Origin of the sequence: Sorangium sp. So ce124, assembly GCF_051525235.1 — a bacterium.
GTDB classification, from domain to species: Bacteria; Myxococcota_A; Polyangia; order Polyangiales; family Polyangiaceae; genus Sorangium; species Sorangium atrum.
In genome coordinates this window covers 97641-121142 of the sequence record NZ_CP150312.1, presented here as the reverse complement: position 1 = coordinate 121142, position 23502 = coordinate 97641, and the positions used below count along the sequence as shown (strand labels likewise).

Here is a 23502-nt window from a genome sequence, read left to right as displayed (position 1 = left end):
GGCCCTGCGGTGGCAACACCGCTCCTCTGAAGAAAAGGCGCGCCGGAGGCGCCGGGGGAATTTCAATCCCCGTCGCTTCCGGCGGGCCCGTACCTGAACCCGAACGCCCACGCCGGGAACACCGTGGCCGCGAAGCCCGCGCCGAGCCCGTAGAGGATCTCGTCGAGCGGCACGCCGAGCAGCGCCCTCCCCGGCAGCAGCACGCTGGGCCGCCAGGTGCGCTCGAACACGGAAGGCACGAGCGCGGCGAAGACGAGGCACAGGCCGAGGTAGAGCGCCGCCGACAGGAGCGCTCCGAGCAGGCCCGGCACGAGCAGATCGGCGCGCACCGCGCCGAGCGCCGCGGCGACCCCCACCATCGCCGCCACCGACGCATAGAGCACGGGCACCCCCGCCGCGAGCAGCGCGCCGGCCACCGCGAGCACGAGCGCGATCGCCGCCGCCGCCCGCCGCCACGGCCGCGCCCCCCGCGCCGCGCAGGGCACCGGCGCGCGGCGGAACACCACGGCATAGACGGTCGAGGAAAACGCGCTGAGCCCGACGACGAACAGCACGTCCTCGATGCCGAACCCAATCCGATCGGCCAGGTCGAACAGGAACTTCGGGGCCCAGTACCTCGGGTAGAACAGCCGCTCGGCCGCCGCGAACGGCAGCGAGGCGAGCGCCATCCGCTTCATCAGGGGGCGCAGATCCGGGCGCGCGAGCCAGATGACGCCCCCTGGCAGGAGGAAGAGCAACGAGAGCAGCAGGAACTCGTGCGACATCGCGCCCTCGCCCCTCAGCGCGCTGCGAGGGCGATGGCGGTCGAGCCGACCAGCGACAGCGTCGCCGCGCCCGCCGCCGCGACCCGGACCAGCAGCAGGCGCGAGCCCGGCGGCGCCGGGCGGGCCAGCAGCACGACGAGCGCCGCCGCCGCCGGCGCGAGCAGGCCCGCCCCCGGGCGCAGGCCCACCGCGCCCAGGCCGACCGGCGCGAGCAGGAGCGAGAGCCCGTTCAGGAGGACCACCCACCGAGCCGCGCGCTCTCCGCCCACGCGCACCGGCAGCGTCCGCTTGCCGCTCTCGCGATCCGAGGGCTCGTCCGGGAGCGCGGTGGCGATCGCGCAGGCGAGGTGGCTCGGCAGCAGGAACACGAGCAGCGCGAAGGGAAAACGCGCGGGGTCGCCCCCCTGGGCGATGTAACCGTAGAGCGGCAAGACCGCGCCGACGCCGACCATCTGGAGCAGCTCCCCGCCGCCGCGGTACGACAGGCGAAGCGGCGGGTAGCTGTAGGCCCAGAGGAGCAGGAGCGCCGCTATCGCGAGGAGCACGAGGAGCGCCGCGGCGGCCGTCGCCAGCGCCGCGGCGAGCGCCGACGAGACGGCCACGAGCGCCGCGGCGCACACGGCGGCCGCCGCGCCGAGCGCGCGGGGCGAGAGGCGCCCCTCGACAAGCACGCGCGAGCCGCCCGAGAAGGGCGTCGCGGTCCTGTTGCGGCGATCGGTCTCCCGATCGGCGACGTCGTTCGCGTAGACGATGAAGAGCTGATCCAGCAGGCCGAACAGCTGGACCGCCGCGAGCGTCCCCAGATCGAGCGGTCGGCCGGCCGCCTGCGCGCCGACGAGCTGCCCGAGCAGCAGCGGGAGCGCGATGCTCGGCTGCGAGGCCAGCCGCGACGCATCGAGCCACGCTCGAAGCGCGCCCGGCCGGACGCTCATCGCCCCTCGCCCCGCGACAGGCCGAGGCGATCGGCCAGCTTGGCGCGCAGATCGGTGAAGGGGAGGTCCCAGCGGCGCTCGCCGTCGAGGCGCCAGGCCTTGAGCGGGATCAGGTCGACCTGGGCGAGCAGGCAGTGGAGCTGCGACTCCTCGGGCGGCTCGCGGATGAACGAGAAGGGGTTGCGGTACTCCCGGCCGTTCAGCTGCGAGTACTTGCGGTCGTTGCTGGCCACGAGCTCGACGAGCGTCCTCTGCCGGCCGTCGAGGTAATCGAAGAACGAGACGTCGAAGGGCCCGATGCCCGCGCGCTCCTCCGGCTTGCGCATCACCCAGCGGGCCCAGTCGTAGCCGTAGAGGAAGTCGTGCGCGTAGCGGAAGCGCAGCTTCGACTTGTTGCCGAAGCCCAGGCAGAGCGACACCACGCGGCGGGCGAAGTCGCCGATCGCGGGCGCGCTCCCGGCCTGCCACAGGCAGCAGGCCAGGTAGTCGAGATCCCAGAAGATGTTGTCGGGGAAGTTGTCGGCGACCGCGCAGATGATCTCGCCGAGCCCGCGGGCGAAGGCGCGCGCCCGCTCGGCGTCCTCGCTGCCGCCCACGATCTGCTCGACCAGGGCGACGGGGGTGGGCGCGCACGGCCGGCCCGGCGCGACCGAGGCCCGCGCGCCCTGCAGGGGCGTGAGGCGCGCGAGCGCGTCGCGCTCCTCCGGGGGAATGACCGCGATGCCCGTCATGCCGGCCCTCCCCCGGCGCGGAGCCCGGCGGCGAGCACGGCCGCCGACAGGGCGACGATCCCCCACTGGATCGCGCGGTGGAGCTCGCGCTTGTAGGCCGCCTGCGCGGCGAAGGCGTTCGTCACCGCCTCGGGGCTCTTCTCGAGGAGCCGCGCCCTGAAGAAGAGCGCCACGGCCGCCGCCGGCGCGACCGACCAGGGAGGCGGCGCGTCTTCGGCGAGGAGGGACGCCGCGAGCCAGAGGAGCGGGCCGAGGCCGGCGAGGGCCTCGGTGGCCCGGCGCGTGGCCGCATTGCCGAGCAGCGTGGCCACGGTGCGCTTGCCGCCGGCGCGGTCGCTCTGCTCGTCGGACAGCCCGCTGGCCAGCGCGCTCGCCAGCGCGAGCACGAGCAACCCGGGCAGGAGCGCGACGAGCCACGCCGGCGCCAGCGCGCCGCACTGGGCATACGCGTGCAGCGCGGGGAGCACGCCGCCGACGCCGGCCATCTCGAGGAGCTCGCCGCCGCCGCGGTAGTTGAGCCGGATCGGCGGCAACGTATAGGCGATGAAGACGAGCTGGCCGAGCGCGGCCAGGGGGAGCAGCAGCGGGCGATCGAGCGCGATACCGGCACCCCAGGCCATGAGCAACGCGGAGACACCGGCCCCGAGCCCGGCGAGCAGGAGGGCGCTGGCGGGAAGGATGCCGTCCGGGATGGTCTTCGGCGAGCAGCCGTCCGGGAACATGCGTCGCTTGAGGGCGTCCACCTCGCGATCGCCCCAGTCGTTCAGGAGCACGACGAAGGCGACGTCGGCCATCATCCACAGCGCGCCGAAGGCCAGGGCCCCTGCGGACAGCCGGCCGGCGACGGCCGCGCCCACCGCATGCCCGACTACGGCCGGGACGAGCACCTTGGGCCAGCTCGCGGGCTTGAGCGCGTACGCCCACCGCGCTCCAGGGCTCATCGACTCGAGGCGCATGGATCAGCTCTCCCTGCTGCTAGCACAAGAACATCCACGCTTCGGGGCTACATGAGCCCGTCCGGAAAACGGAGCGCCTTCCGCCGGGCACGGCAGCGTTTCCTTCCACGGCGATCTGAGCCACCTTACTCCCCCCGACAGCCTCCACACGCGACCCAGTGCGGCACGTCCCCCTCCCCTCCCCGAGCCTGGCCGGCGCGCTCCAGCCGCGCGCCCCCGGGCAGCGCCTCGAGCCCGCGCGGAGGCGCGCGTGACCGCCGACGCGGTCCGGCCGCGCGGCGCGCGGGTGCTCGCGGATGAGCCCGCTCGCCGCCGCATCCGCGACGATCTGCGGACGACGCTCGTCGTCGAGGCCGCCGCGGGCACCGGCAAGACCACCGCGCTCGTGTCGCGGATCGTCGCCGTGCTGCGGAGGGCGCCCGAGGAGGGCGGCGGCACGCTCGATCGGATCGTCGCGGTGACCTTCACGGAGAAGGCAGCCGGCGAGATGAAGCTGCGCCTCCGGGCCGAGATCGAGCGGGCGCGCAGCGACCCGAGCGCCGGCCCCGCGGAGCGCGCGCGGCTCGACGAGGCGCTCGCGCACCTGGAGGCGGCGCGCATCGGGACCATCCACTCCTTCTGCGCCGACCTCCTGCGCGAGTGGCCGGTCGAGGCGCGCGTCGACCCGCTGTTCCAGGTCGCGGCCGCGGATCAGGCCGAGGCGCTCTTCGATCAGGCCTTCGACGCCTGGTTCCAGCGCACCCTGAACGACCCGCCCGAGGGCGTGCGCCGGATCCTGCGCCGGCGCCCGCGCGACGGCGCGCAGGGCCCGCGCGACCTGCTCCGGAGCGCGGCGTTCAAGCTCGCCGAGCACCGCGACTTCACGCGCCCCTGGCGGCGCGACCCGTTCGACCGCGAGCGAGCGATCGACGAGATCCTGGACCGCCTCGCGGCGCTCGCCGACCTGGGCGCCGAGGCCGACCGGGAGGGCGACTACCTCGCGCAGAGCCTCCGGAACCTCGACCGCTACCTCGCGGAGCTCCGCCGCCGCGAGGAGGTGACGGGCGGGCGCGACCACGACGGCCTGGAGGCCGAGCTGGGCGAGGTCGCGCGCTGGAAGGAATGGCGCTGGAGGGGCACCGGCAAGGCGTTCGGCGGGGATCTCACGCGCGCCGAGGTGCTCGCGCAGCGCGACCGCGTGAAGGTCGAGCTCGACGCCGTGCTGACGGCCGCGAGCGCCGATCTCGCGGCATGCCTCTCGCGCGAGCTCCGGCCGCCGATCGAGGCGTACGACGCGCTCAAGGCCCGCGCCGGCAAGCTCGACTTCCTCGACCTGCTCCTCTGCGCCCGGGACCTCCTCCGATCGAGCCGCGGCGTGCGCGAGGAGCTGAACCTCCGCTTCTCGCACCTCTTCGTCGACGAGTTCCAGGACACCGACCCGCTCCAGGCGGAGATCCTGCTCCTGCTCGCGGCCGACGACCTCTCCGAGACCGACTGGACGCGGGCGCGCCCGGTGCCCGGCAAGCTCTTCGTCGTCGGCGATCCGAAGCAGTCGATCTACCGCTTCCGCCGCGCCGAGGTCGCGCTCTACGAGGCGACCAAGGCCCGGCTCGTCGCGTGCGGCGCGAGCGTGCTGTACCTGTCGACGAGCTTCCGCAGCGCCCCGTCGATCCAGGAGGCCGTCAACGCGGCGTTCGCGCCGCTGATGCAGGGAGGCACCGCCGAGGGCGAGCGCGCGGCGACCCAGGCGCGGTACGTCGCGCTCGAGCGGTTCCGGGACGATCCGCCGGAGCAGCCGACGGTCATCGCGCTCCCGGTGCCGCGGCCTTACGGCGACTTCGGCAAGATCTCCGATTTCCGGGTGCGGCAGTCGATCCCGGACGCGGTGGGCGCCTTCGTCCACCACCTCATCCACGGCGGCGCGGGCGCCGGCGCGGCGCTGGACGGTGACGGAGCGCGGCGCTGGACGGTGACGGAGCGCGAGCGCCCTGGCCAGCGGGTGCCGCTCGAGGCGCGGCACATCTGCCTTTTGTTCAAGCGTTTCCAGACGTTCGGCGAGGACGCGACCCGCGCCTACGTGCGGGCGCTCGAGGCGCGGCGGATCCCGCACGTGCTGGTGGGCGGGCGGTCGTTCCACGATCGCGAGGAGGTGATGGCGGTGCGGAGCGCGCTGCTCGCGATCGAGTGGCCGGACGACGAGCTGAGCGTCTACGCGACGCTGCGCGGGCCCCTCTTCGCGCTGACGGACGACGTGCTCCTGCTCTACCGCGATCGGTTCCGGCGCTTGCACCCGCTGTTTCGACCGCCGGACGACGGCGCGCTCGATCTCGCGGTGGAGGGCGGGGCGCGGCCGCTCCGGGAGGTCGCGGAGGCGCTCGCGGTGCTCGGCAAGCTGCACCGCGAGCGCAACCGGCGGCCGATCGCGGACACCATCGGCGGGCTCCTCGACGAGACGCGCGCGCACGCGGGTATCGCGATCTGGCCGACGGGGGAGCAAGCGCTCGCGAACGTGCTGCGGGTGATGGATCTCGGGCGGCGCTTCGAGGCGGCCGGCGCGACGTCGTTCCGCGCGTTCGTGGAGCGGCTCGAGCTGGACGCCGAGCGGGGCGAGGTCGCCGAGGCGCCGGTCGTCGAGGAGGGGACGGAAGGCGTGCGGATCATGACGGTGCACCGGGCCAAGGGGCTCGAGTTCCCGGTGGTGATCCTGGCGGATCCGGCGTCGCCGGCGGCGCACCAGCTCCCGTCGCGGCACGTCGATCCGGAGCTCGGCCTGTGGGCGGAGCCGATCGCCGGCTGCGTGCCCGCGGAGCTCGTCGAGCGCCGCGACGAGGTGCTGCGCCGCGATCGCGAGGAGGCGGTGCGGCTCGCGTACGTCGCGGCGACGCGCGCGCGCGAGCTGCTGGTCGTGCCCGCGGTGGGCGACGCGCGCCCGGGCGACGGCACGAGCGACGGCTGGCTCGACGTGCTGCACCCCGTGCTCTACCCGGCGCCGCGCGAGCGGCGGAGCCCTCGGCGCTGCGAGGATCTCGGCTGCCCTCCGTTCGGGACCGACACGGTGCTGGAGCGCCCGGCGCGGTGCGAGGCCGACGAGCGGGACGCGGTCGCGCCGGGGGAGCACGCGCCGATGGCCGGATCGCACCGCGTGGTGTGGTGGGATCCGGGGGCGCTCGACCTGGATCGCGAGCCGGAGGCGGGGCTGCGGCAGCAGCGGATCCTGCAGGCGGACGCGGGCGGCGCCGGGGCGGGCGTGGCGGCGATGAGCGCCGGGCCAGCGAGCGGCGCCGGGGTCCTCGGGAGCAGCGGGGCGACGGCGAGCGCCGTGCTGGCAGGAGAGCTCGGGCAGCGCGGGCACGAGGCATGGCAGGAGGCGCGGCAGCGGGCGATCGTGGACGGCTCGATGGCGGCTGTCCGCGTGAAGACGGCGACGGAGATCAGCCACGAGGCGGCGGAGGCGGCGGCGGCCGGAGCCGGGACGGCGGCCGCGCAGCGGAGCGGCGGCGGGGCGGCGCGCGGGGAGAGGGCCGACGCGTTGCCGGTGATCTCGTTCGAGCAAACGGAGATCGCGCGCGAGGGCCGGCCCTACGGCAAGCGGTTCGGGACGCTTGTGCACGCGGTGCTGGCCGAGGTGGATCTCCGGGCGGGCGAGGACGAGGTAAGGACGGTGGCGGCGGCGCAGGCGAGGCTGCTCGGGGCGCCGGCCGAGGAGCTCGACGCGGCGGTCGCGGCGGCGGTCGCGGCGCTCGATCACCCGCTGCTCCGGCGCGCAGCGGAGAGCGCCGCGCGCGGGGCGTGCGAGCGGGAGACGCCGCTGCTCCTGCGGCTCGAGGACGGGACGATCGCCGAGGGCATCGTCGACCTCTCGTTCCGCGAGAGCGTGGGCGACGTGGGGATCTGGACCGTGGTCGATTTCAAGACCGGCTCCGACGCGGGCACGGCGCACGCGGCGCAGGAGGCGCAGGTGCGGCTCTACGTGCAGGCGATCGCGGAGGCGACGGGCGAGAGGGCGAGAGGGGTGGTGCTCAGGGTGTGAGGGGCGCTGCCGGACGCAGAGGGAGGCCCGTGGGTGGCGCGTCGCGGGAAGCCCGTGCGGTGGTATGATGGGTGCCATGGGTTCGACAGCGACAGCGGAGATCCTCCGACCTGAGCCGATGACGCTGGAGCAGTGGGCCGACCTGGAGGAGGACCAGCCGGGTGAGCTCCTGGACGGTCGTCTCGTGGAGGAAGAGGTGCCGACGACGCTGCACGAAGCCGTGGTCAGCTGGCTGATCGAGGTGCTGCGCGGATGGGCCCGACCGCGGGGCGGCTGGGTGTTCGGCTCGGAGTACAAGCTCGGCGTGTCGGCGCGACGCGGGCGCAAGGCCGACGTGTGCATGTACGCCCCGGGCGCGCCTCTCCGCGGCCGCGATGCGCTCTCCCGGATCCCCCCGACCGTGGTGGTGGAGGTGCTCTCGCAGCGGCCGCGCGACGTGCGGCGCGATCGGATGGAGAAGACCCTCGAGTACGCCCGCTTCGGGGTGCGCTGGTACTGGCTCGTGGATCCGGACGCGCAGCTCTTCGAGCTGTATGAGCTCGGCCCCGACGGGTACTACGTGCAGCGGTTGCCCGCATCGGAAGGGAAGGTGCGCGCACCGGGGCTGGACGGGCTGGAGCTCGATCTGGATGCGCTGTGGGCCGAGGTGGCGCCGCTCCTGGACGACGACGAGCCGGAGCGGGACGAGAGCGGCGACAGGTGAGCCGGGGGCCTCAGGCCGGCGCTGCCGCGAGAGCCTCGGCCGAGCTGCGGCGCCTGCTCTAGGCGCCCGGAGGCGCCCCGCAGATCACGGCTCCCACATCGTATGAACCTTGAACTTCCGCGTCGGGAAGTCGCCGTCGCCGGTTCGAGCGGTGACAACGATGCGGTGGTCGACTCCGGACAGAAGCTCATTCGGAGTCAGCGTACTGAAGTCGATTCCCCACGGGGGGCCGACCATGCAGCCACCGAAGTCCTCGTAGTTGCCGTGCAGCGTCTCTTCCGCCTTCTTGACCATGACCCCGTTCTCCTTACGGTACAGGGTGGCCTTCAAAATCAGCGCATCGCATGCCTCTTCATTCGACGGCAGGGTGTCCTCCCAGGTCACGTACGTATGCAGCGTGTAGCCGGGACCGGGCTGCGAAGTGAAACCGCTCCTGTAGTTGATGACGTCGACCGCCTGCGCCTTGTAGCAGCCTGTCGTGGTGTACGTCGTCGGCGAGGTGTAGTTGAAGCCGCCGCTGTACGTCGCAGCCGCGCCGACGGTGGCGCATGTAGACTCGCTGTACGCCTGCTCCGCCTCCGCGACGTCTTCATCGCGCTGTTCGTCCTGCATCTCCACGGCGCAGCCCGTGGTGGCCATCGCGGCCATGGAAGCAAAGAGGCATCCCACTACGGAATGGATTCGGCTCATCTTTTCAGATCTCCAGTTGTAAAGCATATGAAAACGGCATCGCGATGTTCAGCCGGGCATCGGGAGGCCGTGGTGCGCTGGTTCGCCCACGCCAGGGCGTGGAGGCGAGTCGCCTCTTCACCACGGTCTTCCTTGGTCCGGCTCATCGCCGCCGCCGTCGCGTTCAGCAACGCACATGCCAACGCAGCGCCCCTCCCGCCTCGACGCCATCGCCAGGCCCCCAGCTCGGTCCGGCACGGCCCCGCAAGGCGGTAAATCCAGACGAAGAGAGCTCCTGTAGGGCGCGCCAGGGGCCCGGTGCGCTGCCCGTGCGAGCCGCTGTGAGCACGTGTCTGTCACGCAGAGAGCCGTGACATGTCACACCAAACGCCGTGACATGTCACACCAAACGCCGTGACAATGCCACGGGGCTATCATCGGCATCGGACGGTTTTCGACGTCAGACGACTTTTACCGGTCATCGGTCGGATCGGGATCCGGCGCGCTGGCTGAGGGCTTGGGGGGTCGCTGGCTGACCGTGGTCGATTTCAAGACCGGCTCCGACGCGGGCACGGCGCACGCAGCGCAGGAGGCGCAGGTGCGGCTTTACGTGCAGGCGATCGCGGAGGCGACGCGCGAGAGGGCGAGAGCGGTGGTGCTCGGGGAGTGAGAAGCGCCGGCGTCACGCGCCGGCGATCGGCGGCTCAGCTCGGCTCCCACACCGTACGGATCCTGAACTTTCGCGTCGGGAAGCTGCTGCCATTGCCGGTTCGGGCGGTGACGACGACGCGGTAGCTGTGGGTGGCCACCATGGGCGTATAGAACTTGAGTCCGTGACTGAGGCCAACGTTGCAGCCCACGCCATTGACGTAGCTGCCGCGTCTCTGCGCTGTCTCTGCGAGGGCCATCACCCCATCATCCTCGTAGTACAGGCTGGCAGCCAGAAACAGATCGCGGCACGCCTCCGGGTCCGTCGGCAGGGTGTCTGCCCAATCCACATACGTATTCAGCTCGTGGTTGGGACCGGGCGCCGGCGTAAAACCGGCCTCGTAGCCGACGACGTCGACCGCCTGGCTCTTGTAGCAGCCCGTCGTGGTGTACGTCTGCGGTGAGTAGTAGTTGTAGCCGCCGATGTACGTCGTCACCGGCGCGACGGTGGCGCACGTAGCCTCGCTGTACGCTTGCTCGACCTCCGCGACGTCCTCGTCGACCGAATCGATCCCATCGACCTCATCGTCCTGCATCTCCACGGCGCAACCCGTGGCGACCATTGCGATCATCGAAGAGAACAGGCAACCCACCACGGCATAAGTTCGGCTCATCGCACCAGATCTCCATGTGTAAAGCGCATGAGTACGGCATCTCGACGTTCGGCCGGGGACCGAGGAGGCCATACTGGGCTGGTTCGCCCAGCCGGCGGCGTGGAGGTGAATCGCCTCGTGAGCGGCGCATTCCCTCGCCCGGCTCATCGTCGCTGCAGAGGCGCTTCGCAACACACATGCCACCCGGCCCCCCTCTGCCCCGACGCCATTGCCGAGCCGCCGAGCCCGGACCGGCACCGCTCGTCGACACGGAAATCGAGCCCGAAGCGAGCTCCTCGCGTCGCGCCATGCAGCCGGAGTGCTGCCCGCTGCCCGCGCGAGCCGCTGCAAGGGCTTCTCTGTCACGCTGCGGGCCGTGACATGTCACGCTGCAGACCGTGACACGTCACGCTGCAGACCGTGACATGTCACGCTGCAGGCCGTGACATGGCGGGGCTGAGCGGCGTCGCCCGAACACCCGCTCGACTTCTGGCGGAGCGAGCGCCCCGGTGAAGCTCTGGCCATCGACCCATCGACGACCCCCTGTGGGCGAGGGCGTCGAGGCCCGGCGGGCGCTCACCGCCGGTCGGGGGTCCGCACGAACCGCTCGTCGTCCACGGTGGCGGGGAAATCCCCGTCGTCGACGTGCTTGTACAGGCTGCCCTCGCGGATCTCGTAGCGCATGTACACGGAGGGCTCCTCGATGGGCTCCTCGACTCCATCCTGCAGGATGCGCGTGTACTCGAGCGCGATGTGGCCACGCTCGGTGTTGTACGAGACGATGCGCGCATAGAGGTCACGCGGAGCGCCCATGTACGGAAAGCGGAGGTGGAAGCTCGTCGCGCTCAGCTCGAGGAGCGAGCCGTCCTCCTCGCTGGTCCACGTGCCCACGAAGGGCAGGCGCTCTTTCTCGTCGATCCGGGACTCCCGATCGTCCGCCGCCAGCTTGGGCACGGGCGCGCCAGGGCGTGAGGGCGGAAGCACGAGCTCGACCGGGGCGGCGGCCCCGGACGACAGCTGAGCTGGCGAGGGACCGCAGCCGATGGAGTAGAGCGTCGCGAGCGCAAGGGCGGCGCGGGTCGCGCAACAGCCACGTCGGTACATGGGACGAGTCTACACCCGGGCGGCGGGCGCCGGCCCCGTGGACGCGCGGTGTACGGCGGGCGCCGGCGCCGCTCGGCGCCAGCACCGAAAGGCCTCTCCGAGGAGCCCGGCGCTCCTCGCGCCGGGGCGCATGAGGTGACACAATCGCGGCCCGTGAGCGCTCTCCTCGCCGCCATCGAGCGGTTTTACGATGCCGTCCCTCGCTGGCGCGCTGACGCAGAGGACCACGGACCGCTGACTCTCTTCGTTCGCCGCGGCGACGGCTGGCCCTACTATGCCCGCCCCGCCCTCGGCCATGCCGGCGCCGTATCGGTCGAGGACGTGGCCGCCGTACGCGCGCGTCAGCGGCAACTCTCGATCCCGGAGGCGTTCGAGTGGGTGCTGGAGACCACCCCTGGGCTCGACGCCACGGCCGAGGCGGCCGGCCTGCACGTCCGGCGCTGTCCGCTGCTCGCGCTCTGCGGCGAGCCCCGCCAGACGCCTTTGCCGGAGGACGTCTCGCTCTCGATCATCACCGCCCAGGACCCGGATCTCGCCGAAGTGCAGGCCGTCGCGCACGTCGCCTTCGGCGCGCTCGACACCGCGGTCGGCTCTGCGGGACCGGCCGAGCGGGAGGCCGCCGCGGCCGCGCTCCCGGCCGGGCAGGCCGCCGCGTGGCACGCGTCGCTGATCGAGGGAACGCTGGTGCACGCGGCCGCTCGGGGCCGCGAGGGAGCGCTCGCGGGTCCGCTCTGCACCGGCTGCTACCAGCACGTGCAGGACGTCGCCGAGATCGTCGGCGTGGGGACGCTGCCGGCGGCCCGGGGGCGCGGCCTCGCCGCCGCGGTCACCGCGCTTCTGGCCCGCCATGCGCTCGACGCCGGGATCCGCACCGTGTTCCTGTCCGCGCAGAACGACCGCGTCGCGCGCGTCTATGAGCGGGTCGGGTTCCGGCGCGTCGCCACGGCGTGCATCGCCGAACCGCCCGTGCAAGCGGAGCGCGGCAACGTCCTCGAGACGTGATGCAGCGCCCTACCGCGGCGCCGATCAGACAGGGGCGACGTGGTAGTCCGGTCCCTCTTCCCCGCGCAGGATCTCGGTATGCACGACCGACGCGTCCCGCAGGTGCGCCACCTCCCCGAGCCCGGCGTCGCCGCGATAGGCCGAGAAGGCTTGTTCATCCGGAAACGTGACGAGGTGGATCTCCTTCAGGGTGAGCCCAGCGCCGTCGGGCGCGGTCACCACGGTCCGCTCGATCGCGCCGCCGTACCGCGCCATCACGGCCGCGGCCTTCCTCTCGTACGCGCGGAACGCGTCGAGCGCCTCGCAGCGCACCGTGAGGATCACGACCAGCGTCACAGGAACACCCGCTCCTTCACGCCACCCCGCCACCAAAGCACAAAAAAAAGAGCGCCCATTCGACGGTGGGGGGGGGAAACCGTCACGGGCGCTCTGCCCTACTTGTTTAGCAGGATGCAGGCCAAGGGTTGCACCCTCGATTTCCGCGAGTCTTTCCCTAGGGGACCTGCGTACTCCTTTCGTTCCTGAAATCAGCACCTGCAATCCTGGTATCCCCGATACTGCCGGGGAGCCCGTCCAGCGGGTGGTGAGGCCGGCACGAGACCGTGCCCTGTCGGCACGAGACCGTGCCCGCCACCGGCGTCGGTTCCCGCTCCCGGGATCTCCTCGAGCGAACCACGCTCACCCCGGTTTCTCGTCGCAACGCGCAGCGGTCCCCGCTCGCCGGAGGCGAGGCGCCGCCTCCTTGAAGCGCCCGCCCGCGCCGCGCGCCGCGAGCAGCGTTGACATCACCGCCAGGCTTGCTCCAATGCGAGTGCCCGCTCCGCGCAGTTCAAACGAGGAGGCATCCGATGCGGCACTTCCTGACCACGATGGACTACACCCGCGCAGAGATCGAGGGCCTCCTCGAGCGCGCGCAGCGTTTCAAGCGGCGGCCGATCGAGCCGCGCCTCAAAGATCGCACCATCGCGCTCGTCTTCTTCAACCCATCGCTGCGGACGCGCACCTCCTTCGACGTCGGCATCCGGGAGCTCGGCGGCCACGCCGTCGTGCTCGAGCCTGGCCGGGGCGCCTGGCCCATCGAGTTCGAGGAAGGCATCGCGATGGATGGCGAGCCGGAGGAGCACATCCAGGAGGTCGCTCGCGTGCTCTCCCGCTACGCCGACCTCATCGGCGTGCGCGCGTTCCCCAAGTTCCAGCGCTGGGAGGACGATCGCCAGGACAAGGTGCTCCAGGGCTTCGCCCGTTACGCCACCGTGCCGGTCGTCAACCTGGAGACCATCACGCACCCCTGCCAGGAGCTCGCGCTCGCGCTCGCCATGAAGGAGCGCCTCGGCCGCCTCGACGGCAAGAAGTTCGTCCTCACCTGGACGTATCACCCGCGCCCGCTCAACACCGCGGTAGCCAACTCGGCCGTTCTCATCGCGTCCAAGCTCGGCATGGACGTCACCCTCCTCTGCCCCAGCGAGGAGTACCACCTCGACGAGCGCTACCTGGATGCCGCCAGGAAGAGCGCCGCCGACAACGGGCAGAAGCTCTCGATCACCTACGACATCAAGTCCGCCTACGAGGGCGCCCACGTCGTGTACGCGAAGAGCTGGGGCGCGATTCCCTACTTCGGGCGCTGGGAGCAGGAGAAGCCCATCCGCGACAGGCACAAGCACTTCATCGTCGATGAGCAGAAGATGGCGCTCACCGCGGGGGGGCTCTTCTCCCACTGCCTGCCGGTCCGTCGCAACGTCAAGGTCACCGACGCGGTGATCGACTCGCCAGCATCGATGGTCATCGACGAGGCAGAGAATCGGCTGCATGTCCAGAAGGCCGTGATGGACGTGCTGGCCAACGGGTGGTGACAACGATGGGTTCGACGCAAGACGTCATCGTCCGCCTGCTCAGGAACCTCGGCAGCCGCAAGGAGGTCGAGCAGTACCTGAAGCAGTACGCGGCCGTCGATCAGCAGAAATTCGCCATCATCAAGGTCGGCGGCGCCATCCTCGACGAGGACCTCGAGGCGCTCGCGACCTCGCTCGTGTTCCTGAACCAGGTCGGGCTGTATCCCGTCGTCATCCATGGCGCCGGGCCGCAGCTCGATCGGGCGCTCGCCCAGGCGGGCATCCCGACGGAGCGGGTCAACGGCCTGCGCGTCACGACGCCCCGCATCCTGGAGATCGCCCGCCGCGTCTTCCTCCGCGAGAACCTGCGGCTCGTCGAGGCGCTCGAGGAGATGGGCACGCGCACGCGGCCGATCACGGCGGGCGTCTTCGAGGCGTCGCTGCTCGACGAGGAGCGCCTCGGGCTGGTGGGCAAGGTCGAGCGCGTCCATGTCGACGCGGTGAGGTCGAGCCTCCGCGCCGGGCACCTGCCGATCCTGGCCTGCCTCGGGGAGACGCCGGGCGGGCAGATCCTCAACATCAACGCCGACGTCGCCGCGCGCGAGCTCGCGCTCGCGACGCAGCCGTTCAAGATGATCTTCCTCACGAGCACGGGCGGCCTCCTCGACGAGCACGGGCGCATCATCTCGGCGATCAACCTCGAGGAGGATTTCGCGGGCCTGATGGCCCAGCCCTCGCTGAACGGGGGCATGCGCCTCAAGCTGCAGGAGATCAAGCTCCTGCTCGACGGGCTGCCGGCGACCTCCTCGGTCTCGATCACGTCGCCCGATCACCTGGCGAAGGAGCTCTTCACGCACACGGGCTCTGGCACGCTCGTCCGCCGCGGCGAGCGGATCCTGCGGCACGACGCGCTGGACGACGCCATCGACCGCATCCGGCTCCGCGATCTGCTCGAGGCGTGCTTCCAGCGGAAGCTCGACGAGCACTACTTCGACAAGAAGCCTTTCTATCGCATCTACCTGTCCGACTCTTACCGGGCGACGGCGATCCTCACGCTCGACCCGGGCGGGAGGGCCCCGCTCACTCCGTACCTCGACAAGTTCGCGGTGACCTCGGAGGCGCAGGGCGTGGGAATCGGCGGCTCGCTCTGGACGCGGATGAAGAACGAGAACCCGAAGCTGTTCTGGCGCGCCCGGAACGGCAACGAGATCAACCCCTGGTATTTCCAGCAGGCCGAGGGCAGCTACCGCAACGAGAACTGGACGGTGTTCTGGTACGGCCTGTCGAGCTTCGACGACATCCGGGCCTGCATCGATCACGCGCTGTCCTTGCCGGCCACCCTGCGCCAGCACGGCACGGCTTAACCCCGACCGACGCCGCCTTTATCCGCCGCGGCGAGGGCGCCTCGTCACGCTCGGGCTCACGGCGGGTCGCCCCCGCCGTCGGTCTCCACCTCGTCGAGCGGATCGCTCTCCTCGTCCGTCGCGGGGACCTGCGGGCGCGACGCCGGCGGAGGGGCGCTCGACCTCTTCTCGCCGCCGCGCGCCTTCAGGGGCCGTCGCGGCGCTCGCTTCGGCTTCGCGGGCGCGCCGAGCGCCTCCGGGTTGCGGGGCTTCTTCAGCGCCCGAGGCGGCAGGAGCTCCGCGTCGACAGCGACCTTCTTCGCCATGAAGATCGCGGCGTCGAGCCGATAGAAGCTGCGCTTCCGGTAGAACTTGAGGGCGCCGATGTTGTTCTCGGCCACCTCCAGCACGAGGTGGGTGCAACCGTGGATACGCGCGAGGTGCTCGAGCTGCTCGAGCATGAAGGCGCCGACGCCGCGGCCCTGGTACTCGGGGTGGACCGCGAGCTCCTCGACGAAGAGCGGGCGCATGTCGTGCTTCGTGAAGTAGCGCTCGTTCATCCAGTTATCGGTCCCGGTGATCTCGAAGGCGCACTCCGCGTAGCCGACGATCTCCTGACCATGCGCCGCTCGGACCTCGAAGAGGAGCTGCTCGACCCCTTCTTCTTCGTAGACCTCGAGGAACCGCTTCTTCGAGCGAGGCCGCTGGTATTCGACCGTCTCCCGGTTGACGTCACGGAACACCTTCTTGAGGAATTCCCAGACCCGGTTCAGGTCGCGCCGGTGGATCCGGCGCACGTAGATGAGGCTCTCTTCCCCGACGGCGCGGGTGCTCGGCTCGGCCTTGCTCATCGCCGCGCCCAGTCTACAGGACGAACGCGGCCGGGGCACTGGGGGCGAGCCATGATCTGGAAAGCCGCGTCTCGTTGGGCAGTCCAGCCCGAGAGGAAGGTGGTCGTCGCGTGGCGCAGGGAGCGCCGAACTCGCCGGTGGGACGGCGGGGGTGCAGCTCCCCGCCGTGTAACGAATCAACCCTGCTGAGCGTGCGGCCCGATCTGCGCGAGGCGCGCGTTGATCACGTCCCAGTTCAGGCCCGAGAGGACGTTGGCCACATAGTCCGCCTTCTTGGTCTGGTAGTCCGCAAAGTACGCGTGCTCCCAGGCGTCGACGGCGACCATGATATGCGTGTTCGCGAACAGACCGACATCGTGCTCGGTCCGGATGAGGTTATTGAAGAGCTTCTGCTCCTGGTAGTCGTACACGAGCACCGTCCAGCCGTGCGCGCTCAGGAGCGCCGCCTTCGCGTCGGCCAGCCAGGCGTCGAAGCTGCCGAACGACGCCTCGATGAGCTTCTTCGACTGGGCGCTCGGCTGCGTCGAGCCGTTGCCGATGTTCTCGAAGTACAGCTCGTGGAGCACCGTACCGTTGAAGGCGACCGGCTCGCGACGCTTCAGCTCGCTGTACGCGTTGTACGAGTAGTTCGGCGCGCTGCGGTCCGCCTTGCCAAGCTGCTCCCAGATCTCGTTGAGCTTCTTCACGTAGCCCTGGTACAGCGTGAAGTGCGCCTTGAGCTGCAGATCGCTCAAGCCCTTGGCGTTGCCGCCGAGGAGGTTGTCGAAGTTCTTGGGTTCGCGCGCCATGGTCCCTCCTGAACGAGTACCGCGAGCAGTGCGTGCCGCGGGGTCAGGTCGCCGCTTTACCGCTGCCGCCCCCCAGTAGCAACCCTGCCGTACCAGGCGACACATCGCCGACTCACGACGCCAGCGGGCCTGACCTTCCGCGCAGGAAACTCCGGACGCCGGCTCGATCCGCGCCGTGAGCCGGCGAAGGAACGCCACGCCCCCACACCCCAGAGCGCAGCGCCCGAGCTGGCCCGATCGGCCGGCGCGCGTCCAAAAACCTCGTGAAACGTTGAACGCCGCCGCCGTTTCGGTCGATACTCGTGGAACTTGCTGTTCCTTCGCGCAGGGAGGCGACCTCGTTCATGCCGGCTCGTACACAGGGGACCCATCCGACGGCCGCGCTCGCGGCGGCGCTGTGCCTGCTCGGCGCAGCGGCTCACGCCGAGGCGCAGGAACCCGCGAGACCCGAAGGCTTCGCGCTCGACAGGTTCCAGCCTGCACCCGCCGGCGACAGGATGTTCGGAGTCCAGTCCGCCTACACGGCAGGGAGCGCCACACCCCACATCATGCTCCTCGGCGATTATGCCCAGGATCCGCTCGTGTTGCGGCGGTTGTCGGGGAACGAGGAGTTCGGTGACGGCAAGGTCGTCGGCAGCCAGCTCCTGCTCCACCTGAGCGCCTCGCTCTCTCTGTGGGAGCGCCTCACGGTGAACATCGATCTGCCCCTCGCGCTCCAGTCGGGCGACGGCGGGGCCGCCTCCGGCGCCTTGCTGCCGCAGCCGACCAGCAGCGCCCTCGGGGATCTCCGGCTCGGCGCGCGCGCGACGCTCTTCGGCGGCTACTTCGATCCGTTCCAGATCGCCCTCGGCGGCTACGTGTGGCTGCCGACCGGCGACCCCGAGGCGTATTCGGGCGACGGCAGCGTGCGCGGCGGTCCGCAGCTCGTCCTCGGCGGCCACCTGGATCGCGCGGTGTGGTCGCTCGCCGCGGGGCCGGAGTTCCGGTCCACGAAGCAGTTCGCCAACGTCGAGCAGGGCATGACGGTGCACTGGGGCGCCGGCCTCGGGCTGCTGCTCGACGACGAGCGACGCCTGCAGATCGGCCCCGAGATCACCGGCGCGATCACGGTCACCGATGTCCAGCAGCGCACGACCAACCTGGAAGCCCTGCTCGGCGGGCGCTACCGCTTCGCGGACGACTTCGAGGCCGGGCTCGGCGTGGGCCCTGGCCTCACCCCCGGCGTCGGCACGCCCTCGTTCCGCGCGGTGGCCATGGTCGCCTACTCGCCCGAGGTGAAGCCGCCCGTGCAGGACCAGGACGCCGACGGCATCGCCGACGCGGACGACGCCTGCCCGCACACCGCGGGCGTCCGCAGCCCGGATCGCACGAAGAACGGCTGTCCGCCGCCCAAGGACGCGGACCACGACGGCATCCTCGACGCGGTCGACGCCTGCCCCGCCGTGGCCGGCGTCGCCTCGCCGGACCCGAAGAAGAACGGCTGCCCGCCGCCAGGGGACCGCGACAAGGACGGCATCACGGACGACGTCGACGCGTGCCCGGAGCAGGCCGGCCCGGCGAACGACGACCCGAAGCAGCATGGGTGCCCGCCGCCGCCCGATCGCGACGGGGACAAGGTCCCCGATGCGTCGGACGCCTGCCCGGATCTGGCCGGCCTCGTCACGACCGACCCGGCCACGAACGGCTGCCCGGGCGACACCGACGGCGACGGCATCCGCGACGACAAGGACGCCTGCCCGAACGAGAAGGGCAAGCCGAACGAAGATCCGACGCAGAACGGGTGCCCGGTCGCGGTCCGGGTGACCGAGACCGAGATCGTCATCCTGCAGCAGGTGCAGTTCGACATCGGCAAGGCGACCATCCGGCCGGTGAGCAACGAGCTGCTCGACGAGGTCGCCGGCGTGCTCAAGGACCACCCGGAGATCCTCAAGATCGAGGTCCAGGGCCACACGGACGACCGCGGCACGCGCCAGTTCAACACGAAGCTGAGCCAGGCCCGCGCCGAGTCGGTGCTGAAGGCGCTCGTCGATCGCGGCATCGCCGCCCAGCGCATGCAGGCGAAGGGCTACGGGCCCGACGTCCCGATCGCGGAGAACAAGACCGAGGCGGGTCGCCAGAAGAACCGGCGCGTCCAGTTCAACATCATCGAGAAGGAAAAGAAGCAGCCCTAGGCTGGAGGCGTCGATGGCAAAGCGATTGGCATTCACGGGGCTCACGAGCGCCGCGCTGCTCGGGGCGCTCTATGGGACCGCGAGCGCGGCTCCAGTGCGGCGGGTCCAGGTCGCGCAGCGGGGTGATTTCGTCCTCATCGGCAACACGCTGGCGCACGACTGCGCGTCGTCCACGCCCGCGCCGCTGGTGGGCACGGTGGGGACGTGCGGCACGGCCGCGACGCTGGCGGACTCGGCGCCCGACATCTACTGGCGGGGCGACAGCCCCCTCGCAGGACAGGCCGAGGCGAGCACCACCATCGATCCCGCGGCGGCTCGCAGCACCGCGGTCCTCAGCCTCCCCGCGGGCGCTCGGGTGACCCACGCGTACCTCTACTGGACGGTGAGCCGCGACAGCGGCACCTCGGCCGATCTCACCGTGACCCTGGATCGGCCTGGCGTCTTCTCCTCCAGCGTGACCGGTACGGTCTCGGGCCAGACGGAGATCTCGGGCCTCGCCCACGCCCAGACGGTCGCCAACGTCACCTCGATCGTGCAGACGCGCGGCGCGGGGTCGTATCGCCTGAGCGGGATCTCCAACGGCACCGTTCTGAACAGCGTGAGCCAGCAGATCGCGTTCGCCGGCTGGTGGATGGTCGTGCTCTACGAGCTGACGAGCGCGCCCGCGCGGAACCTCGCCGTCTTCGACGGGCTGGATCAGGTGATCGACGGCGCGACGGTGGGCTGGAGGATCTCGGGGTTCGTCGTCCCCTCGGGCGCGGGCCAGGCGAAGCTCGGCGTCGTCGGGTACGACGGCGACAGCTCGACCGGCGACGCGCTCGAGTGGAACGGGACCGCGCTGTTCGACGCGCAGAACCCGGTGAACAACTTCTTCAACAGCTCCCGCTCGTTCCTCGGCGCGCCGATGTCCTCGGCGGGCGATCTGCCGAGGCTCACCGGCGGGCCGCTGAGCATGAGCGGCATCGACATCGACGTGGTCCAGGTGCCGGCCGCCCTGCTCGCAGCCGGCGACACGGAGGCCCAGGTCGGAGCGGCCGTCAACGGCGCCGACAGCTACCTGCTCGGCGGCCTCATCACGTCGGTGCCGACGCGCCTCCCGGATCTCTCCACGTCGACCAAGTCGGTCCTCGATCTCAACGGCGGCGGGGTCACGCCTGGGGACACGCTCGAATACACGATCATCGTCGCCAACACCGGGGATGACAACGCCGCGGCCGTCGTGCTGAGCGACCCGCTGCCCGCCGGGGTCACCTACGTGCCGGGCTCGCTCGAGATCGCCTCGGGCCCGAACCTGGGGGGCGTGACCGACGCGCCCGGCGATGACGAGGGCGAATACCTCGCGGCATCGAGGGCGGTCCGCGTCCGGCTCGGCGACGGCGCCGACGCGGCCCAGGGCGGGTCGCTCGGCGTCAGCGAGACCACGACGGTGCGGTTCCGCGTGACCATCGATCCGGACACGGGCGGCAAGATCGCGAACCAGGCCATCATCACCGGGCAGAGCCCGGAGGGGGGCGCTGCCCAGGACTACCCGACGGACGGCAACGGCGCGGAGCTGGGCGCGCCGCCCACGGAGATCCTCGTCGACAGCGACGGCGACGGGCTGAGCGACGGAGACGAGAAGGCCGCTGGCACGGATCCGAACGACGTCGACACGGACGACGACGGCGTACCCGACGGCGACGAGCAGCTCTGGGATCGCGACACCGACGGCGACGGCCTCATCAACGCGCGGGACGTCGACAGCGACAACGACGGGCTGCTCGACGGGACCGAGGTCGGGCTGGCGGACTGCAACGGCCCGGGGACGGACCCGCGGAAGGGGCACTGCGTGCCCGACGGCGACGCCGGGGCGACGACGACCGATCCGCTCGACGCGGACACCGACAACGGCGGCGTGCCCGACGGCTCGGAGGACGCCAACCTGAACGGCGTGCTCGACGCGGGCGAGACCGACCCGACGACCGGGCGCGGCGCCGACGACCGGCGCGCCGACACGGACGGCGACGGGCTCAGCGACGCTCTCGAGAGGACGCTCGGCACCGATCCGAACGACGCCGACAGCGACGACGACGGCGTGCGCGACGGCGACGAGCCGAACCCGACGGACGACAACGACGGCGACGGGCTGATCAACCCGCTCGACATCGACAGCGACAACGACGGCCTCTTCGACGGCACCGAGCTCGGCCTGGGCTGCGACGGTCCGGGCACCGACGCGGCGGCGGGCAACTGCGCTCCCGACGGCGACGCGGGCGCCACCAGGACGTCGCCGCTCGAGGCCGACACCGACCGCGGCGGCGCGAGCGACGGCTCCGAGGACACCAACCTGAACGGCGTGCTCGATGCGGGCGAGACCGACCCGCGCTCCGGCCACGGCGACGACGATCCGCAGAACGCGGACACCGACCACGACGGGCTGAGCGATAATCTCGAGGTCTCGCTCGGCACGGACCCGAACGACGCCGACACCGACGGTGACGGCGTCCGCGACGGGCTCGAGCCGAACCCGGCTCACGACACGGACGGCGACGGGCTCGTCAACGCGCTCGACGTCGACAGCGACAACGACGGCCTCTTCGACGGCACCGAGCTCGGCCTGGGCTGCAACGGCCCTGGCACCGCGCCGTCGCGGCACTGCGTACCGGACGAGGACGCCGGCGCCACGAAGACGTCGCCGCTCGACGCGGACACGGACAAGGGCGGCACGACCGATGGATCCGAGGACGCCAACCTGAACGGCGTCGCGGACGACGGCGAGACCGACCCGACCCGCGGGCACGCCGACGACGATGACGAGAACAACGACCGGGACGACGACGGGCTGAGCGACGACCTCGAGAGGACGCTGGGCACGGACCCCGGCGACGCGGACTCGGACGACGACGGCGTGCAGGACGGGCAGGAGCCGAACCCGTCGGACGACGGGGACGGCGACGGGCTCATCCACCCCCTCGACGTGGACAGCGACGACGACGGCCTCTTCGACGGCACGGAGATGGGCCTCGCCTGCGACGGCCCCGGAACCGACGCGGACGCCGGGCACTGCACGGCGGACGGGGACAGCGGGGCCACGACGACGTCGGCGCTGAACCGTGACAGCGACCGAGGCGGCACGACCGACGGCTCGGAGGACGCCAACCTGAACGGCGTGCGCGAGGCCAGCGAGACCGACCCGACCGCCGGCCACGGCGCCGACGACAGCCACAACGCCGACGGAGACGCCGACGGGCTGAGCGACGATCTCGAGGTGTTCCTCGGCTCGAACCCCGAAGATCGCGACACCGACAACGACGGCCTGCTCGACGGCGAGGAGCCGAACCCCAGCGACGACGGCGACGGCGACGGCCAGGCCGACGTCCTGGACGCGGACAGCGACGGCGATGGGCTCTTCGACGGCACCGAGGCGGGGAAGGACTGCGCGGACGCGGACACCGACGCCGCCGCCAAGAGCTGCATGCCCGACGCCGACGGCGGGACCACCACGACGAGCGTGGTGAATCCCGACACGGACCGCGGCGGCCAGAGCGACGGCGAGGAGGACCTGAGCCACGACGGCAAGGTCGACGAGGGCGAGACCGATCCGAACGACCCCAGGGACGATCGCGGCGATCGCGACGGCGACGGCCTCTCGAACAGCGAGGAGACCGCGCTCGGCACCGATCCGGACGACGCCGACAGCGACGACGACGGCGCGCTCGACGGCGAGGAGATCGAGCCTGGCGTCGATACGGACGGGGACGGGAAGATCAACGCGCTCGATCCCGACAGCGACGACGACGGGCTCTTCGATGGAACCGAGCTGGGCAAGGGCTGCTCGCACGAGGACACCGACGCCGACGCGGAGACCTGCGTGCCGGACGGCGACGAGGGGGAAACGACGACCTCGCCGACGCAGGCCGACACCGATGGCGGCGGCGTGATCGACGGCGAGGAGGACGCGGACCACGACGGCGTGGTCGACGAGGGCGAGCGCGATCCGAACAACCCGGCGGACGATCTGCCTGCGGAGTGCGAGCAGGACAGCGCCTGCGGCACAGGGATGGTATGCGACGAGGCCACGAAGGAGTGCGTCCCGGGCTGCCGCAACCCCGACGACACGATCGGCCCGTGCACCACGCCGCTCCCAGGTGAGGGCGTCGTTGTGCAAGGCGGCGGCTGCGCCTGCACGGTGGGCGCGGACGGCGACGGCGGTCGCTCGGCGCCGTGGGCCTTGCTCGCGGCCGGCGCCTGCGCCGCCGCGCTGCACCGGCGTCGCCGGCGCAGCTGAGCTCTCCCCCCCGGGCGCCCCCGCGCCGCGCAGCAGGGGGCGCCTGTGCTACAAGCCAACGGAATAACTATGCTTTTATGCG

Annotated in this window: 18 protein-coding genes; 8 read left to right on the top strand and 10 right to left on the bottom strand. The window is 71.5% G+C overall.

From position 1 onward, the window contains the following. Nucleotides 1-62: 62 nt before the first annotated feature. From WMF19_RS00465 to WMF19_RS00450, 4 genes are read right to left on the bottom strand one after another with little or no spacing between them, the layout of a single operon-like run. Entirely contained in the window at nt 63-764 is a 702-nt protein-coding gene (locus WMF19_RS00465) for a lycopene cyclase domain-containing protein (protein ID WP_437897262.1), read from the bottom strand. Between the two features lie 14 nt (nt 765-778). Next, nucleotides 779-1696, bottom strand: a complete 918-nt coding sequence (locus tag WMF19_RS00460; RefSeq protein WP_437897261.1) for a prenyltransferase — start codon at nt 1694-1696, stop codon at nt 779-781. Continuing rightward, nucleotides 1693-2427, bottom strand: a complete 735-nt coding sequence (locus WMF19_RS00455) for a ferrochelatase (protein WP_437326942.1) — start codon at nt 2425-2427, stop codon at nt 1693-1695. The genes WMF19_RS00460 and WMF19_RS00455 overlap by 4 nt, the downstream gene beginning before the upstream one ends. Beyond that, complete coding sequence (locus WMF19_RS00450) at nt 2424-3383, bottom strand: prenyltransferase (RefSeq protein ID WP_437897260.1); 960 nt, start codon at nt 3381-3383, stop codon at nt 2424-2426. The genes WMF19_RS00455 and WMF19_RS00450 overlap by 4 nt, the downstream gene beginning before the upstream one ends. Nucleotides 3384-3633: 250 nt before the next feature. Here WMF19_RS00450 and WMF19_RS00445 point away from each other — a divergent pair, with 250 nt between their 5' ends. Both WMF19_RS00445 and WMF19_RS00440 read left to right on the top strand, forming a co-directional pair. Continuing rightward, complete coding sequence (locus WMF19_RS00445) at nt 3634-7392, top strand: UvrD-helicase domain-containing protein (RefSeq protein WP_437897259.1); 3759 nt, start codon at nt 3634-3636, stop codon at nt 7390-7392. Nucleotides 7393-7468: 76 nt separating this feature from the next. Then, nucleotides 7469-8095 carry a Uma2 family endonuclease gene (locus WMF19_RS00440; RefSeq protein ID WP_437897258.1) on the top strand — a complete coding sequence of 209 codons (627 nt, stop codon included), beginning with the start codon at nt 7469-7471 and terminating at the stop codon, nt 8093-8095. An 84-nt stretch (nt 8096-8179) separates the two neighbouring features. Here the strand turns inward: WMF19_RS00440 and WMF19_RS00435 are convergent, their stop codons facing one another. Beyond that, the gene (locus tag WMF19_RS00435; RefSeq protein WP_437897257.1) at nt 8180-8743 is read right to left on the bottom strand and encodes a hypothetical protein; all 564 of its coding nucleotides are present in this window, start codon (nt 8741-8743) and stop codon (nt 8180-8182) included. Between the two features lie 538 nt (nt 8744-9281). Between WMF19_RS00435 and WMF19_RS00430 the strand changes: the two genes are divergently transcribed. Further along, nucleotides 9282-9434: a PD-(D/E)XK nuclease family protein gene (locus WMF19_RS00430; protein WP_437897256.1), complete on the top strand. Its 153-nt coding sequence runs from the start codon at nt 9282-9284 to the stop codon at nt 9432-9434. A gap of 34 nt (nt 9435-9468) precedes the next feature. On the opposite strand, the gene WMF19_RS00425 is transcribed toward WMF19_RS00430, so the two are convergent. Both WMF19_RS00425 and WMF19_RS00420 read right to left on the bottom strand, forming a co-directional pair. After that, a complete protein-coding gene (locus tag WMF19_RS00425) occupies nt 9469-10086 on the bottom strand; it encodes a hypothetical protein (protein ID WP_437897255.1) in 618 nt (205 codons plus the stop codon). 555 nt (nt 10087-10641) lie between these two features. After that, nucleotides 10642-11169 (bottom strand): hypothetical protein, encoded by a 528-nt coding sequence (locus WMF19_RS00420; protein ID WP_437897254.1) that lies wholly within the window; start codon nt 11167-11169, stop codon nt 10642-10644. A gap of 153 nt (nt 11170-11322) precedes the next feature. On the opposite strand from WMF19_RS00420, the gene WMF19_RS00415 reads away from it, so the two are divergent. Further along, the gene (locus WMF19_RS00415; protein ID WP_437897253.1) at nt 11323-12171 is read left to right on the top strand and encodes a GNAT family N-acetyltransferase; all 849 of its coding nucleotides are present in this window, start codon (nt 11323-11325) and stop codon (nt 12169-12171) included. Between the two features lie 24 nt (nt 12172-12195). On the opposite strand, the gene WMF19_RS00410 is transcribed toward WMF19_RS00415, so the two are convergent. Next, the gene (locus tag WMF19_RS00410) at nt 12196-12507 is read right to left on the bottom strand and encodes a hypothetical protein (RefSeq protein ID WP_437897252.1); all 312 of its coding nucleotides are present in this window, start codon (nt 12505-12507) and stop codon (nt 12196-12198) included. A 512-nt stretch (nt 12508-13019) separates the two neighbouring features. Between WMF19_RS00410 and WMF19_RS00405 the strand changes: the two genes are divergently transcribed. After that, complete coding sequence (locus tag WMF19_RS00405; protein ID WP_437897251.1) at nt 13020-14021, top strand: N-acetylornithine carbamoyltransferase; 1002 nt, start codon at nt 13020-13022, stop codon at nt 14019-14021. A gap of 5 nt (nt 14022-14026) precedes the next feature. Beyond that, nucleotides 14027-15364, top strand: coding sequence for an acetylglutamate kinase (locus WMF19_RS00400; RefSeq protein WP_437897250.1), 1338 nt, complete (start codon nt 14027-14029; stop codon nt 15362-15364). 56 nt (nt 15365-15420) lie between these two features. Here the strand turns inward: WMF19_RS00400 and WMF19_RS00395 are convergent, their stop codons facing one another. Next, complete coding sequence (locus WMF19_RS00395) at nt 15421-16194, bottom strand: GNAT family N-acetyltransferase (protein WP_437897249.1); 774 nt, start codon at nt 16192-16194, stop codon at nt 15421-15423. A gap of 176 nt (nt 16195-16370) precedes the next feature. Further along, complete coding sequence (locus WMF19_RS00390; protein WP_272097123.1) at nt 16371-16982, bottom strand: superoxide dismutase; 612 nt, start codon at nt 16980-16982, stop codon at nt 16371-16373. Nucleotides 16983-17326: 344 nt separating this feature from the next. Between WMF19_RS00390 and WMF19_RS00385 the strand changes: the two genes are divergently transcribed. Then, nucleotides 17327-19153 (top strand): OmpA family protein, encoded by a 1827-nt coding sequence (locus WMF19_RS00385; protein WP_437897248.1) that lies wholly within the window; start codon nt 17327-17329, stop codon nt 19151-19153. 13 nt (nt 19154-19166) lie between these two features. Continuing rightward, the gene (locus WMF19_RS00380) at nt 19167-23420 is read left to right on the top strand and encodes a hypothetical protein (protein WP_437897247.1); all 4254 of its coding nucleotides are present in this window, start codon (nt 19167-19169) and stop codon (nt 23418-23420) included. The last annotated feature ends 82 nt before the right edge of the window (nt 23421-23502 follow it).